Consider the following 14368-nt stretch of genomic DNA (forward strand, 5'->3'; position numbering starts at 1 on the left):
GCGACACGGGGTGCCGCTCAAGGAGACTAGGTAGAGGACCTGCTCAGGTTTGGTCAGCTATGAATTGGCCCGTCACCACAGGCGAGCGCCGCCTCGCGCACTGCTTCGGAATAGGTCGGGTGAGCGTGACAGGTCAGGGCCAGATCTTCGGCTGATGCGCCGAATTCCATGGCGACGCAAACCTCGTGGATCAGGTCTCCGGCCGCGGGGCCGATGATATGCGCGCCCAGAATGCGATCGGTTTCTTTGTCTGCCAGAATCTTAACGAACCCGTCGGCTGCGAAATTCGCCTTGGCCCGGCCATTGCCCATGAACATGAACTTGCCGACCTTGTAGGCGCGGCCCTGTTCTTTGAGTGTCGCTTCGGTCTCACCCACATTGGCCACTTCGGGCCAAGTGTAGATGACCCCCGGAATGACACCATAGTTCACATGACCATGCTTGCCTGCAACCTGCTCGGCTGCGGCCATGCCCTCGTCTTCAGCCTTGTGGGCCAGCATCGGGCCTTGGGTCACGTCGCCGATGGCGTAGATGCCCGGCACGTTGGTCTGCCAATCACTACCGACCTTGATCTGGCCGCGCCGGGTCATCTCGACGCCCAAAGCGTCCAGCCCCAGCCCATCCGAATATGGCTTGCGCCCGGTGGCCACCAGCACAGTATCGGCATCGATGACATGCTCGCTGTCATCTTTGAGCAGCTTGTATGTCACCTTGGCTTTGGTCTTGGTGGCTTCGGTCTTTTGCACCGCAGCGCCCATGACGAACTTCAAACCCTGTTTCTTCAGGATACGCTGGAAAGTCTTCTGAACCTCGGGGTCCATACCCGGCGTGATTTCCTTGAGGAATTCGATCACCGTCACCTCTGCGCCCAAACGGCTGTAGACCGAGCCCAATTCAAGCCCGATCACACCGGCACCGATCACAATCATTTTCTTGGGAACTTTGCCCAGAGACAACGCGCCGGTCGAAGTCACTACGACCTTTTCGTCAACCTCGACGCCAGGCAGTGCCGATGGCTCAGAGCCCGACGCGATAATGATGTTCTTGGTCTCATGAACCTCATCACCAACCTTGACCTTACCCGCAGCAGGGATCGATCCCCAACCTTTCAGCCAGTCGATCTTGTTCTTTTTGAACAGAAACTCGATGCCCTTGGTGTTGCCGTCGATGACCTCGTCCTTGTAGGCCTGCATCTGCTTCCAATCGACCGAAGGTGATTTCCCCTTCAGACCCATCTTAGCAAAGTTGTGCTCAGCCTCGTGCAACTGGTGGCTGGCATGCAACAATGCTTTCGAGGGGATGCAGCCCACGTTCAGGCAGGTCCCACCCAGCGTCTCACGCCCCTCGACAACTGCGGTTTTAAGGCCCAGTTGGGCGCAACGGATGGCGCAGACATAGCCGCCGGGTCCGGCGCCGATTACGATGACGTCATAATTTGCCATTACATTCTCCTAAATCGACCGGGTGATCCGGCAGCGTCCCGATCCGGTATGGCGGGTCGGGTACCTATATTTCAAACGGGTTCCAGCAGCTTGATTGATATATGCGCAATGCCGCCGCGTTCATGGTGCATCGCCAGTTCTTCGGACCCAAAAAAGGCTTTGGCCTTATCCAGATTCATAACCTCGAACATCGCTATCGCATGATCCCGCTGATCTGGATCGCGCCAGACATGCAGGTCGCGGATACCCGCGGCCTTGCGCATCGGTTGATCCTCGCGGAACACCTTCAGCCAGGCATCGAAATCGGCCACATCGGCTTGCCACAGTACATGAGTCGCCATCTTACAGATCCATCAGCAGGCGACGCGGGTCTTCCAGCGCCTCTTTTACGCGGACAAGGAATGTCACAGCACCCTTGCCGTCCACAATACGGTGATCATAGGACAGCGCCAGATACATCATCGGGCGGATTTTGATCTCACCATTGATGACCATGGGACGATCCTGGATCTTGTGCATGCCCAGAATGCCCGATTGCGGCGGGTTCAGGATCGGTGAAGACATCAGCGAGCCGTAGACGCCTCCGTTCGAGATCGTGAAAGTGCCGCCCTGCATTTCCGCCATCGAGAGTTTACCATCACGGGCGCGCTTGCCCTTTTCGGCGATGGCTTTCTCGATCGCTGCGAAAGACATCGAGTCCGCATCCCGGATGACTGGAACCACCAGCCCTTGCGGCGTACCTGCGGCCACACCCATATGCACGAAGTTCTTGTAGACGATGTCATTGCCGTCGATCTCGGCATTCACTTCGGGCACTTCTTTCAGCGCATGACAGCAGGCCTTGGTGAAAAAGGACATAAAGCCCAGACGTACGCCATGCTTCTTCTCGAACTGGTCCTTGTACTGGTTGCGCAGGGCCATCACCTCGGTCATGTCCACCTCGTTATAGGTGGTCAGGATCGCGGCGGTGTTCTGCGCGTCCTTCAGGCGCTTGGCAATGGTCTGGCGCAGACGTGTCATGCGCACACGTTCCTCGCGTGAGGCATCTTCCGCAGCTACAGGCGCACGCGGAGCTTGGGCAGCGGGGGCGGGCACAGCCGCCGCAGGCGCTGGGGCTGTAGCTGCTGCAACTGCCTTTGCCACGTCTTCTTTCATGATACGACCATCGCGTCCGGTGCCAGTGACCTGATCCGCAGACAGACCAGCTTCGGCCATCGCTTTCTCAGCCGATGGAGCGTTGGACACGTCTTTACCTGTGCTGGCTGCAGCCGGAGCGGCGACGGCTGCCACCGGAGCCGCTGCCGCACCTGCGGCTGCGCCCGAGATCACCGCCAATTTGGCAGAAGCATCGACCGTGCTGCCTTCAGGCGCAACGATTTCAGCCAGAACGCCTGCCGCCGGGGCAGGGACCTCGACCGAGACCTTGTCGGTTTCCAGTTCGCACAGCATTTCATCCTGTGCAACGCTGTCGCCGACCTGTTTGAACCATGTCGAGACTGTAGCCTCGGTGACGGATTCACCCAATGTCGGCACCATCACATCTACACTGCCGCCTGATGCTGCGGGTGCCGCTGCCGCCGGGGCCGGGGCCGCCGCCGCCGGAGCAGGCGCAGCCCCTTCGCCCGCCGCTATCGTGGCAAGCAGGGCATCGACGCCCACGGTCTCACCTTCGGCTGCAACTATCTCGCCCATCACGCCAGCAGCGGGTGAGGGCACCTCGACCGTGACCTTGTCGGTCTCAAGTTCACATAGCATCTCATCTACGGCGACTGCATCGCCCGGTTTCTTGAACCAGGTCGCAACGGTGGCTTCGGTGACAGACTCGCCCAGCGTGGGAACACGAACTTCAATCGTCATCGTTTACTTTCCTTCAATGCTCAGCGCTTCGTTCACCAGCGCTTCTTGTTGGGCTTTGTGTTGGCTGGCCAGACCCGTCGCGGGCGAGGCCGAAGTTGCGCGACCGGCATAGACCGGACGAGTGTGTTTTGCGCCAATGCGGGTCAGAACCCATTCGATATTGGGCTCAATAAAAGTCCAAGCCCCCTGGTTCTTGGGTTCTTCCTGACACCAGACCATCTCGGCCCCCTTGAAGCGCTCAAGCTCGTTGATCAGCGAATGCGCGGGGAAAGGATAGTATTGCTCGATCCGCATTAAGTAGATGTCGTCGATGCCGCGCGCATCGCGTTCCTCAAGCAGATCAAAATAGACCTTGCCCGAGCACATGACGACCCGCTTGATCTTGTCATCTGCCACCAGTTTAGTGTCCGAGTTGCCCTGTTGAGCATCATCCCACAGCACCCTATGGAAGCTCGAGCCTGTGGTGAATTCCTCGGCCTTGCTGACCGCCAGCTTATGGCGCAGCAGCGACTTCGGCGTCACCAGGATAAGCGGCTTGCGGAAGGTCCGGTGCAATTGACGGCGCAGGATGTGGAAATAGTTCGCAGGCGTTGTGCAGTTCGCCACGATCCAGTTGTCCTGACCGCACATTTGCAGAAACCGCTCAAGCCGTGCAGATGAGTGTTCTGGGCCTTGCCCTTCGAACCCATGTGGCAGCAGCGTGACCAGACCAGACATCCGCAGCCACTTCGATTCACCCGAACTGATGAACTGATCGAACATGATCTGCGCCCCGTTGGCGAAATCGCCAAACTGTGCCTCCCAGAGAACAAGCGCGTTGGGCTCGGCCAGTGAATAGCCATATTCGAACCCAAGCACCGCGTATTCGGACAGCATCGAGTCAATCACGTCATAATGTGATTGGCCTTTGCGGATATTGTTCAGCGGGTAATACCGTTCCTCGGTTTCCTGATGGACAAATCCGGAATGGCGTTGGCTGAATGTGCCACGCGTCGCGTCCTGTCCGGCCAAACGTACGGGGTAGCCTTCAGTCAGCAGAGAGCCAAACGCCAGAGCCTCGCCCGTTGCCCAGTCAAAGCCGGTTCCGTTTTCGAACATCTGTTTCTTGTGGTCCAGCAACCGGCCCACGGTTTTGTGCATCGCAAAACCTTCGGGGGCGCTGGTCAGAGCGGTGCCGATCTCGGCCAGCGTCTCTGGTGTAATTGCGGTTTCACCGCGCATGTATTCGTCTTTGTGCTTGTCCAGATGCGACCAGCGCCCATCCAGCCAGTCGGCTTTGTTTGGCTTGTAGTCTTTCCCGGCATCGAACTCTTCATTCAGATGTGCCTGAAAGGCCGCCTTCATGTCTTCAATCTCGCCTTCGGGGATAAGCCCGTCTCTGACAAGGCGCTCGGTATACAACGACAACGTGGTCTTATGCGTCTTGATCTTCTTGTACATGATCGGGTTGGTGAACATGGGTTCGTCACCCTCGTTATGACCAAACCGGCGGTAGCAGAAGATATCCAGCACCACGTCCTTGTGGAACTTCTGGCGGAACTCGGTCGCCACCTTGGCGGCATGCACCACCGCCTCGGGGTCGTCGCCATTCACGTGGAAGATGGGAGCTTCAACCATCAGCGCGATATCCGTTGGATAAGGGCTGGAACGGCTGAAATGTGGCGCGGTGGTAAAGCCGATCTGGTTGTTTACCACGATATGCATGGTGCCGCCGGTCTTGTGCCCTTTCAGACCCGACAGGCCGAAGCCTTCGGCGACAACACCCTGACCGGCAAAGGCCGCATCACCGTGCAGGAGGATGCCCATCACCTTGGTGCGGTCTTCGTCGTTCAACTGGTCCTGCTTGGCGCGGACCTTACCCAGAACCACCGGGTTCACTGCCTCAAGGTGCGAGGGGTTTGCGGTCAGCGACAGGTGAACGCTATTGCCATCGAACTCTCGGTCGCTTGACGCGCCGAGGTGATATTTCACGTCGCCTGATCCATCCACGTCTTCGGGCTTGAAGCTGCCGCCCTGAAACTCGTTGAAGATCGCGCGATAGGGCTTGCCCATCACATTGGCCAGAATGTTCAGACGACCCCGGTGTGGCATACCGATGACGATATCGCTGAGGCCCAAGGCGCCGCCGCGCTTGATGATCTGTTCCATCGCGGGGATCAGTGCCTCGCCACCGTCCAGACCAAACCGCTTGGTGCCCATGTATTTCACATGCAGGAATTTCTCGAAACCCTCGGCCTCGACCATCTTGTTCAGGATCGCCTTGCGGCCTTCCTTGGTGAAGGCGATTTCCTTACCGAACCCCTCGATGCGTTCCTTCAGCCACGCGGCCTCTTCCGGGTTCGAGATATGCATGTATTGCAGCGCGAAGGTGCCGCAATAGGTCCTCTTCACGATCTCGACGATTTGGCGCATGCTGGCCATCTGCAGGCCCAGCACGTTGTCAATAAAGATCGGTCGATCCATGTCAGCATCGGTGAACCCGTAAGTCTTCGGGTCCAGCTCGGGATGCGTACTGGCGGCGCGCATGCCCAGCGGGTCCAGATCAGCTGCCAGATGGCCCCGGATACGATAGGCCCTGATCAGCATCAGCGCCCGCAGGCTGTCCAGCACCGCGCGCTTGATCTGGTCATCACTGACCTCAACACCCTTGGCCGCCGCCTTGTCCTTGATTTTGTTGCCCGCTGCTTTGGCGTCGATCTCGGCCCACTCGCCAGTCAACGCACCCGTCAGATCATCGGCAGGCATCGGAGGCCAATCGCTGCGCGCCCACGAAGGGCCCTCGGCCTCGCGCTGCACATCCGGCGCGTCATCGCCCATGGCCTTGAAGAACTCGACCCAGGCTGCGTCGACCGCACCGGGGTTCTTGGTGTACTGGGCATAAAGCTGCTCCAGATATTCGGCATTATGCCCCTGCATGAAGCTTGAGGCATGAAAGGCGGTGTTGGGCGAGTGTTCGGTCATTGGGCTACCTCATATGGGTTGGGACCGTATTGGTTGGTGCCTGGTTCGCTGGGGCGGGTCAGCCACCACAGAACCAGGAGGGGCGACACAAACAGGACAAGAAGTGTCGGAATGACAATAAGAAGAGTTGCGCGGGTGAACAGGATATCCAACGTGCCGCCATGGAACTGGCTGGCAAGGCCGATGCCAAAGATCAGGACGGCAAGCGCACCAAGTATCAGCAGGATCGGCAGCAGAGCATAAAGCCCGCTGCGCCCGGTATCATGCATCCGCCGCCATGCAACGGCCAGATGCGGGAAGAAGACAATCAGGCTGACGATGCTTTGGACCGGGCCTGTTGAGGTGGCCGTGACGGATTTGGATGTTTCGGTTTCAGTCACTGCGACCTGAGTGAAGAACTGCCAGTCGATGATCCCGGCGATGATGCTCCAGATCACGATGAACAGGAAAAAAAACCAGTATTCGGGCCGCGAGGCACGGCCCGAAAAGGTGAAAAACTTGGAGAAACAGGTTTTAATGGCTTCGCCGAAAGTCATGTTTACCGCTCCTCCCAAAGCAGTCAAATTCTGGTCAACCGATGGCTTCCAGCACAGCCTCACCCAGCTGCGCCGGGCTTTCGGCCACGACGATACCAGCCGAGCGCATGGCTTCGATCTTGTCCTCGGCGCCGCCTTTGCCGCCGGCGACGATGGCGCCCGCGTGGCCCATGCGGCGGCCAGGAGGGGCCGTGCGGCCCGCGATGAACCCTGCCGTGGGCTTCTTGCGGCCTTTCTTGGCCTCATCCGCAAGGAACTGCGCAGCTTCTTCCTCGGCCGAGCCACCGATTTCACCGATCATGATGATCGACTCGGTTTCGTCATCAGCCAGGAACCATTCCAACACGTCGATATGCTCGGTCCCTTTGATCGGGTCGCCGCCAATGCCCACGCAGGTGGACTGGCCCAGACCTACATCGGTGGTCTGCTTGACGGCCTCATAAGTCAGGGTGCCCGAACGCGACACAACGCCGACCGAGCCGCGCTTGTGGATGTGGCCGGGCATGATGCCGATCTTGCAGGCGTCGGGCGTGATGACACCGGGGCAGTTCGGGCCGATCAGGCGCGAGTTCGATCCTTCCAGCGCACGCTTCACCTTCATCATGTCCAGAACGGGGATGCCTTCGGTGATGCAGACGATCACCTCCATCTCGGCATCAATCGCCTCGAGGATCGAATCCGCTGCAAACGGCGGCGGCACGTAGATCACGCTGGCATTGGCTTCGGTCACATGCTTGGCCTCGTGGACCGAGTTGAACACTGGTAGACCCAAGTGCTCCATCCCGCCTTTGCCGGGGGTCACGCCGCCGACCATCTTGGTGCCATAAGCGATGGCTTGTTCAGAGTGGAATGTGCCCTGCGAGCCGGTAAAGCCCTGACAGATCACTTTGGTATTTTCGTCGATGAGGACTGCCATCTGGCGTTCTCCTTTATACGGCAGGCTTCTGCCCGCCAAAATCTTGGGAAAGGCGGGCTGACGCCCACCCTACGGGATGACACTCAGCCTTTGACGGCCTTCACGATCTTCTCGGCACCGTCTTTCAGGTTGTCCGCCGCTATCACATCGAGGCCCGAGGTGTTGATGATCTCTTTGCCCTTCTCGACATTCGTGCCTTCCAGACGCACGACCAGCGGAACCTGAAGGCCCACCTCTTTCACCGCGGCAACGACGCCCTCGGCAATCACATCACAGCGCATGATGCCGCCGAAGATGTTGACCAGAATGCCTTTGACGTTCGGATCCGAGGTGATGATCTTGAACGCCTCGGTCACTTTCTCTTTGGTCGCGCCACCGCCAACATCCAGGAAGTTGGCAGGCTCGGCACCGTAAAGCTTGATGATGTCCATCGTCGCCATCGCCAGACCAGCACCGTTGACCATGCAGCCGATCTCACCGTCCAGCGCGATGTAGTTCAGGTCGTATTTGGACGCTTCCAGTTCCTTGGGGTCTTCCTCGGTCGTGTCGCGCAACTCGGCAATATCCGGGTGGCGGTATACCGCGTTACCATCAAAGCCGACTTTTGCGTCCAGTACTTTCAGGTCGCCCTTGTCCGAGACGATCAGCGGGTTGATCTCCAGCATCTCCATGTCCTTCTCGACGAAGGCATTGTAGAGCTGGTTCATTAGCTTGACGCATTGTTTGACCTGCGCGCCTTCCAGTCCCAACGAGAACGCGATGCGGCGGCCGTGATAGGGCTGATAACCAGTGGCGGGATCAACCGAGAAGGACAGGATTTTCTCAGGCGTCGCAGCGGCCACCTCTTCGATGTCCATGCCGCCTTCGGTCGAGCATACGAATGAGATACGGCTGGTCTGGCGGTCCACCAGCAGGGCTAGGTAAAGTTCACGTTCGATGCCCGAACCGGCTTCGATGTAGATGCGGTTCACCTGCTTGCCTGCGGGGCCGGTCTGATGGGTGACCAGCGTGCGGCCAAGCATCTTCTTGGCTTCTTCGGCGGCTTCTTCCACCGATTTGGTCAGACGGACACCGCCTTTTTCACCGGCGTCGGCCTCTTTAAAGGAACCCTTGCCGCGACCACCCGCGTGGATTTGCGCCTTGACGACCCAAAGCGGCCCGTCCAATTCACCGGCTGCGGTTTTGGCTTCCTCGGCGCGCAGAACTGCGCGACCATCGGAGACCGGAGCGCCATAGCTGCGAAGAAGCGCTTTGGCTTGATATTCGTGAATGTTCATCGAAATTGTCCCGTCTGACTACGATTACACCGTTATAGGGGTGTCTAAGCGCCAAAATTAAAGAGTTTTTTGACGGGTCACGGGAAATTGTCGAAGATTTTCAGTATTTGTGATCACAGGTTTTTGGGGTGTGATCACAAAAATTGCGGGGCGTGGAAATTGATTCGATGATCCGGGATCATGCCCACAAAACACATTCATAGATGAGTTTTGCGACGTTTGCGCGAACATCTTTTAGCCAGCTTGGCACCGTGTAAAAGAAAACCGGCCCGTGAAGAGGGCCGGTTCATTGGTTCTAGGGTTCGTGACTTAGGCCAGCGAGCTGTCGATGCCCTTGCATGCTTCGATCAGGCCCTTAACGGCATTGACCGAATTGTCGAAACCGGCCTGTTCTTCTTCGTTCAGCTTGATGTCGACGACGCGCTCGATGCCACCTGCACCGATTACGGTAGGCACGCCGACATACATGCCGTCGACACCCAGTTCGCCGTTGCAATAGGCAGCACAGGGCAGAACGCGTTTCTGGTCTTTCAGGTAGGCTTCGGCCATTTCGATCGCCGAAGTCGCCGGTGCATAGAAAGCCGAGCCGGTCTTCAGCAGGCCAACGATTTCTGCGCCGCCGTCACGGGTGCGCTGAACGATGGCGTCCAGTTTTTCCTGCGTGGTCCAGCCCATCTCAACCAGATCGGGCAACGGGATACCGGCAACGGTCGAGTAGCGCACCGAAGGCACCATTGTGTCGCCATGGCCTCCCAGAACAAAGGCGGTGACGTCGCGCATGGACACATTGAACTCTTCCGACAAGAAGTGTGCGAAACGGCCCGAGTCCAGAACGCCCGCCATGCCGCAGACTTTGTTGTGCGGCAGGCCCGAGAATTCACGCAGCGCCCAAACCATCGCGTCCAGCGGGTTGGTGATGCAGATGACGAACGCATCCGGAGCGTTTGCGGCGATGCCTTCACCGACCGATTTCATGACCTTCAGGTTGATGCCCAGCAAGTCGTCGCGGCTCATGCCCGGCTTGCGCGGCACGCCAGCGGTGACGATGCAGACGTCGGCACCGGCGATGTCCTCATAGGACTGGGTGCCCTTCAGTTTGGCGTCGAAGCCTTCCGAGGGGCCGGATTCGGCGATGTCCAGCGCCTTTCCTTCCGGGGTGCCTTCGGCGATGTCGAACAGCACGACGTCACCAAGTTCTTTCATTGCAGCGAGGTGGGCGAGCGTGCCGCCGATCTGACCTGCGCCGATCAGCGCGATCTTAGGTCTGGCCATTTGGAATATCTCCGGTCGGTTTTGAAATCGCGGTTGTGCTAGTCGCAAAAGCGGCGTCACGCAAGCCTTCTGCGGCGCGGCATGCCACCGCATACCGTTTGCACCCACCCCGCCGATTGCGCTAAACCGCCTGTGAATCATGCATATTTCCGGGGTGCCTGATGTTCGAGATGAACCTGATGTTTTTTGCAGTGGCGATCCCGGCGGTGATCTTCGCGGGCATCTCGAAAGGTGGGTTCGGCTCGGGAGTGGCGTTTGCATCTTCGTCGATTCTGGCTCTGATACTGACGCCAGGACAGGCGCTAGCGCTAATGCTGCCGATACTGATGGTGATCGATCTGGCGACGTTAAAGCCGTATTGGAAACGCTGGAGCTGGCCAGATTCGCGCCTTCTGATGTTGGGCGCAGTACCAGGTATCGCGCTGGGCGCGTGGCTTTATCGTGCGACGGATGACGATCTGCTACGTCTGTTGATTGGCGGAATATCGGTCGGTTTCGTGATCTGGCACGTTGCCCAGACCAGAGGCTGGGTGCGGGGTTTTGCCAACCGGTTGCCTCCATCGGCGGGCCTGTTTGCCGGGCTTATCGCCGGATTCACCAGCTTTGTCAGCCATGCGGGCGGCCCACCCGCCGCCGTGTACCTGCTGTCACAACGCCTGACGAAAACCGAATTTCAAGCCTCGACCGTGCTGGTCTTCTGGGTAATCAACGCCGTCAAATTCGTGCCCTTCGCCTATCTGGGCCTCTTCACCTGGCACACAGCCTTGGCAGACCTCTTGCTGACCCCGTTTGCGATCCTCGGGGCCTGGCTGGGCGTCCGGGCGCATTTCATGCTCTCCGAACGATTGTTTTTCAACATTGCCTACGTCTTGCTGACCCTGACGGGAAGCAAACTTATTTGGGATGCGCTGGTTTAGGCGTTGGGCGGCAATGCTTCGGCCAGTGTTTCATAAGACTGGCCTGAGGCGATCAGGCAGGTCACACCTTCCGGCAAGGTCACAACAATGGTCCAGCTGCCGGTTTGGTCCGAGGCAAAAACCTCCATCACCGCTCCCCGACGCGCAATACCGATGCCTCGTCGGGTTTCGCCATATGACTTTGTCAATCGCTTGATCACGTCTTCGCGTGGCGCACAATTCTGTGCGCTGACTTGTTGCGCTGCCAGTACCATGATGCCCAAGCCAATCGTCATTTTCAGCATAACCGTTTTCATTGGTCACCCCTTTCAAGCTCTTCCTCAAAGCAGCGTGCCGTAGGCAAAAGGACATCGCGTTAAGGCAACGCACGTTGCGCAGCGCAGGAAATGCTGCGCTGCGGCGATTTTGTTCTTGAACTTTCCGTCAAAAAATGCCCCATTCCGCGCAACATTATTTCAATGGGAGAGTCCAGTGGACCCGCGCCAACGCCCCTATCGCTCGGTACTATACATCCCCGGCTCGCGTGAACGCGCGCTTGATAAGGCCCGCACATTGCCGGTGGACGCCATCATCTTTGATCTTGAAGACGCGGTTGCGGCTGATGAGAAAGAGAACGCGCGCGAGACCCTCAAGGCGGCTTTGGCCGCCGGAGGCTATGGCGCACGAGTCAAGATCGTGCGGATCAACGGGCTTGATACCGAATGGGGGCGCGCCGATGCCGAAGCCGTGCGCAAGATGGATGCAGATGCCGTTCTGTTGCCAAAGGTGAGTTCTGCGGCGGATGTGGATGCGCTGACCTCAATCACCGGAGACCTGCCGATCTGGGCGATGATGGAGACGCCGCGCGGGACGCTGAACGCAGCCGAAATTGCCGCACATCCGCTGATGGCAGGCTTTGTCATGGGGACCAACGATCTTGCGAAAGAGCTGCAGACGCGCTTCCGCCCCGACCGTTTGCCGATGATGACCTCGCTTGGCCTGTGCCTGTTGGCGGCCAAGGCAGAGGGGCTGATCATCGTCGATGGCGTCTACAATGCCTTCAAGGACACCGACGGTCTGGCCGCCGAGTGTGCCCAGGGCCGCGACATGGGCTTTGATGGCAAAACCCTGATCCACCCGGCCCAGGTCGACATCGCAAACTCCGCCTTTGCCCCTTCCGAGGATGAGATTGATCTGGCTCGCCGTCAGATTGCCGCTTTCGAGGAAACCGAGTCGCAGGGGCAGGGGGTCGCCGTTGTCGATGGCAAGATTGTTGAAAACCTACACGTTGTAACTGCCCGCGAAACTCTGGCAAAAGCAGAGGCGATAGTAGCTTTGCAAGCGGGGTAAGCCAGTATGGGCTTTGTTCTTCTGATCCTTGGTGTGGCACTTTGGTGGGCCGCACATCTTTTTAAGCGCGCGATGCCGGAACGACGTGCCGCCATGGGCGACGCGGGCAAGGGCGTCGTGGCGCTCGCCTTGGTGGCCTCGGTATTGTTGATGATCTTCGGTTATCGCATGACCGATTTCATATATGTCTGGGCGCCGCCAACCTTTCTGATTCACGTCAACAACCTGCTGGTGTTGATCGCGTTCTATCTGGCCAGCCCTGCGGGAACCAAAGGTCGCCTGTTGAACAAGGTCCGTCACCCCATGCTGGGTGGCTTTAAACTCTGGGCCTTTGCGCACCTGTTGGTGAACGGTGATCTGGCCTCGATCATCCTGTTTGGTGGCTTGCTGGCCTGGGCAATTGTCGAAGTAATCGTGATCAACAAATCCGAACCAGACTGGGCGCCGGGCGAACCCGGCACATACGGCAAAGATGCCATGTTCTTTGTGGGCTCCATCGTGCTGCTGGGCGTTGTGGGCTATATTCACGGGCTGGTTGGTCCGTCTCCGTTTGGTGGATAAGGGACCTAATCAATGGCGAAACTTTATCGTTTGTTGACCGAGGAAGACACATCAGCCTTCTGCCACAAGGTCTCGGACGCGTTGGCAAAGGGATGGGAGCTTTATGGCGACCCGTCCTATGCCTTTGACGCCGCAAATAACGTGATGCGTTGCGCGCAGGCTGTGACCAAAGAGGTCGCCGCTGATTACACCCCCGACATGAAACTGGGACAGCAATAATGGCAAAAACCAATCCGGGTAACTTTTTCGAGGATTATTCAGTCGGTCAGATCCTGCATCACGCCGTGCCGCGCACGGTGACGGATGGCGAGCGCGCGCTTTATCACGCGCTCTACCCTGCACGACACGCACTCTATTCCTCGGATGAGTTCGCCCGGAATTGTGGCCTGCCGCAAAGCCCGATTGATGATCTGGCGGCGTTCCATGTGGTATTCGGCAAAACGGTTCCCGATATCTCGCTGAACGCGGTCGCCAATCTGGGCTATGCCGAGGGTCGCTGGCTGAAACCGGTCTATCCCGGCGATACCTTGCGCGCCGAATCCGAGGTGATAGGCCTCAAGCAAAACTCAAACGGCAAAACCGGTGTCGTCTGGGTCCGCACCCGCGGGCTGAACCAACGCGACGAAGTGGTGATCGAGTATGTTCGCTGGGTCATGGTGCGCAAATCAAACCTCGATGCGCCTGCACCAGAGACGGTGGTGCCCAATCTGAAAAAGGCGCTTGATGTCAGCGATCTGGCGGTACCGCAGGGGCTCGATTTCTCGAAATATAATTTTGTACAATCCGGCGAAAACCACCGCTGGGATGCGTACAACACGGAAGAAACGATCGATCACGTCGATGGCGTGACCGTCGAAGAGGCCGAGCACATGCTGGCCACCCGCCTGTGGCAGAACACCGCCAAAGTGCATTTCGACCTCACCTTCCGTCCAGAGGGGCGGCTGATCTATGGCGGCCACGTTATCTCAATGGCGCGTGCCTTGTCGTTTAATGGCCTGGCGAATGCGCAGATGATCGTTGGTCTGAACGGCGGTGCCCACGCCAATCCTTGTTTCTCGGGCGATACGATCAAAGCCTGGTCCGAAGTTTTGGACAAGGCCGAGACCGGAACTCCCGGAATCGGTGCCATCCGCTTGCGCCTTGTTGCGACCAAAGGCGGCGAGCCCTTCGTTCTGCGCAATGACGAGGGGAGATATCTTCCTAACGTTCTGCTAGATTTGGATTATTGGGCTCTTATGCCGATGTAGCCAATGCCTTCTGGCGGCTGACATTCAAGTGATCACGGTCCGCGAAATCCATG

14 protein-coding genes are annotated in these 14368 nt (G+C 58.3%); 5 read left to right on the plus strand and 9 right to left on the minus strand.

The genetic code is table 11. The annotated features are described in order from the left end of the window. Window positions 1–53: 53 nt before the first annotated feature. The 8 genes from lpdA to mdh form a co-directional block, all read right to left on the minus strand. Complete coding sequence (lpdA, locus tag ACR0BI_RS16340) at window positions 54–1442, minus strand: dihydrolipoyl dehydrogenase (protein ID WP_480562804.1); 1389 nt, start codon at window positions 1440–1442, stop codon at window positions 54–56. Between the two features lie 71 nt (window positions 1443–1513). Further along, a complete protein-coding gene (locus ACR0BI_RS16345) occupies window positions 1514–1783 on the minus strand; it encodes a hypothetical protein (protein ID WP_170395780.1) in 270 nt (89 codons plus the stop codon). A 1-nt stretch (window position 1784) separates the two neighbouring features. Further along, window positions 1785–3299: a 2-oxoglutarate dehydrogenase complex dihydrolipoyllysine-residue succinyltransferase gene (gene odhB, locus ACR0BI_RS16350; RefSeq protein WP_170465910.1), complete on the minus strand. Its 1515-nt coding sequence runs from the start codon at window positions 3297–3299 to the stop codon at window positions 1785–1787. 3 nt (window positions 3300–3302) lie between these two features. Then, a complete protein-coding gene (locus ACR0BI_RS16355; RefSeq protein ID WP_170513076.1) occupies window positions 3303–6260 on the minus strand; it encodes a 2-oxoglutarate dehydrogenase E1 component in 2958 nt (985 codons plus the stop codon). Further along, the gene (locus ACR0BI_RS16360) at window positions 6257–6796 is read right to left on the minus strand and encodes a DUF805 domain-containing protein (protein ID WP_170408341.1); all 540 of its coding nucleotides are present in this window, start codon (window positions 6794–6796) and stop codon (window positions 6257–6259) included. Before ACR0BI_RS16360 ends, ACR0BI_RS16355 begins: the two co-directional genes overlap by 4 nt. A gap of 34 nt (window positions 6797–6830) precedes the next feature. Next, window positions 6831–7712, minus strand: coding sequence for a succinate--CoA ligase subunit alpha (gene sucD, locus ACR0BI_RS16365; RefSeq protein WP_170522246.1), 882 nt, complete (start codon window positions 7710–7712; stop codon window positions 6831–6833). Between the two features lie 83 nt (window positions 7713–7795). Then, on the minus strand, window positions 7796–8989 hold the full coding sequence (sucC, locus tag ACR0BI_RS16370) for an ADP-forming succinate--CoA ligase subunit beta (RefSeq protein WP_170395786.1): 1194 nt from the start codon (window positions 8987–8989) through the stop codon (window positions 7796–7798). A gap of 309 nt (window positions 8990–9298) precedes the next feature. Beyond that, complete coding sequence (mdh, locus tag ACR0BI_RS16375; protein WP_170353522.1) at window positions 9299–10261, minus strand: malate dehydrogenase; 963 nt, start codon at window positions 10259–10261, stop codon at window positions 9299–9301. A gap of 161 nt (window positions 10262–10422) precedes the next feature. On the opposite strand from mdh, the gene ACR0BI_RS16380 reads away from it, so the two are divergent. Beyond that, window positions 10423–11178: a sulfite exporter TauE/SafE family protein gene (locus tag ACR0BI_RS16380; protein ID WP_170395788.1), complete on the plus strand. Its 756-nt coding sequence runs from the start codon at window positions 10423–10425 to the stop codon at window positions 11176–11178. On the opposite strand, the gene ACR0BI_RS16385 is transcribed toward ACR0BI_RS16380, so the two are convergent. Then, window positions 11175–11474, minus strand: a complete 300-nt coding sequence (locus ACR0BI_RS16385) for a hypothetical protein (protein ID WP_170818596.1) — start codon at window positions 11472–11474, stop codon at window positions 11175–11177. The two genes, ACR0BI_RS16380 and ACR0BI_RS16385, sit on opposite strands and share 4 nt — an antisense overlap. 175 nt (window positions 11475–11649) lie before the next feature. Between ACR0BI_RS16385 and ACR0BI_RS16390 the strand changes: the two genes are divergently transcribed. From ACR0BI_RS16390 to ACR0BI_RS16405, 4 genes are read left to right on the plus strand one after another with little or no spacing between them, the layout of a single operon-like run. Further along, window positions 11650–12507 carry an HpcH/HpaI aldolase/citrate lyase family protein gene (locus ACR0BI_RS16390; protein WP_170818597.1) on the plus strand — a complete coding sequence of 286 codons (858 nt, stop codon included), beginning with the start codon at window positions 11650–11652 and terminating at the stop codon, window positions 12505–12507. A 6-nt stretch (window positions 12508–12513) separates the two neighbouring features. Further along, window positions 12514–13068 carry an NnrU family protein gene (locus ACR0BI_RS16395; protein ID WP_170395794.1) on the plus strand — a complete coding sequence of 185 codons (555 nt, stop codon included), beginning with the start codon at window positions 12514–12516 and terminating at the stop codon, window positions 13066–13068. A gap of 12 nt (window positions 13069–13080) precedes the next feature. Continuing rightward, on the plus strand, window positions 13081–13287 hold the full coding sequence (locus tag ACR0BI_RS16400; protein ID WP_170408336.1) for a DUF1737 domain-containing protein: 207 nt from the start codon (window positions 13081–13083) through the stop codon (window positions 13285–13287). Then, entirely contained in the window at window positions 13287–14315 is a 1029-nt protein-coding gene (locus ACR0BI_RS16405) for a MaoC family dehydratase (RefSeq protein WP_170423719.1), read from the plus strand. Before ACR0BI_RS16400 ends, ACR0BI_RS16405 begins: the two co-directional genes overlap by 1 nt. The last annotated feature ends 53 nt before the right edge of the window (window positions 14316–14368 follow it).

Source organism: Ruegeria sp. E5, assembly GCF_056534105.1.

Coding starts and splice junctions, on each gene's coding strand:
- sucC (WP_170395786.1), bottom strand. CDS start 8,989: ATGAACATTCACGAATATCAAGCCAAAGCGCTTCTTCGCAGCTATGGC.
- mdh (WP_170353522.1), bottom strand. CDS start 10,261: ATGGCCAGACCTAAGATCGCGCTGATCGGCGCAGGTCAGATCGGCGGC.
- odhB (WP_170465910.1), bottom strand. CDS start 3,299: ATGACGATTGAAGTTCGTGTTCCCACGCTGGGCGAGTCTGTCACCGAA.
- sucD (WP_170522246.1), bottom strand. CDS start 7,712: ATGGCAGTCCTCATCGACGAAAATACCAAAGTGATCTGTCAGGGCTTT.
- ACR0BI_RS16355 (WP_170513076.1), bottom strand. CDS start 6,260: ATGACCGAACACTCGCCCAACACCGCCTTTCATGCCTCAAGCTTCATG.
- ACR0BI_RS16380 (WP_170395788.1), top strand. CDS start 10,423: ATGTTCGAGATGAACCTGATGTTTTTTGCAGTGGCGATCCCGGCGGTG.
- ACR0BI_RS16345 (WP_170395780.1), bottom strand. CDS start 1,783: ATGGCGACTCATGTACTGTGGCAAGCCGATGTGGCCGATTTCGATGCC.
- ACR0BI_RS16360 (WP_170408341.1), bottom strand. CDS start 6,796: ATGACTTTCGGCGAAGCCATTAAAACCTGTTTCTCCAAGTTTTTCACC.
- ACR0BI_RS16385 (WP_170818596.1), bottom strand. CDS start 11,474: ATGAAAACGGTTATGCTGAAAATGACGATTGGCTTGGGCATCATGGTA.
- ACR0BI_RS16405 (WP_170423719.1), top strand. CDS start 13,287: ATGGCAAAAACCAATCCGGGTAACTTTTTCGAGGATTATTCAGTCGGT.
- lpdA (WP_480562804.1), bottom strand. CDS start 1,442: ATGGCAAATTATGACGTCATCGTAATCGGCGCCGGACCCGGCGGCTAT.
- ACR0BI_RS16400 (WP_170408336.1), top strand. CDS start 13,081: ATGGCGAAACTTTATCGTTTGTTGACCGAGGAAGACACATCAGCCTTC.
- ACR0BI_RS16395 (WP_170395794.1), top strand. CDS start 12,514: ATGGGCTTTGTTCTTCTGATCCTTGGTGTGGCACTTTGGTGGGCCGCA.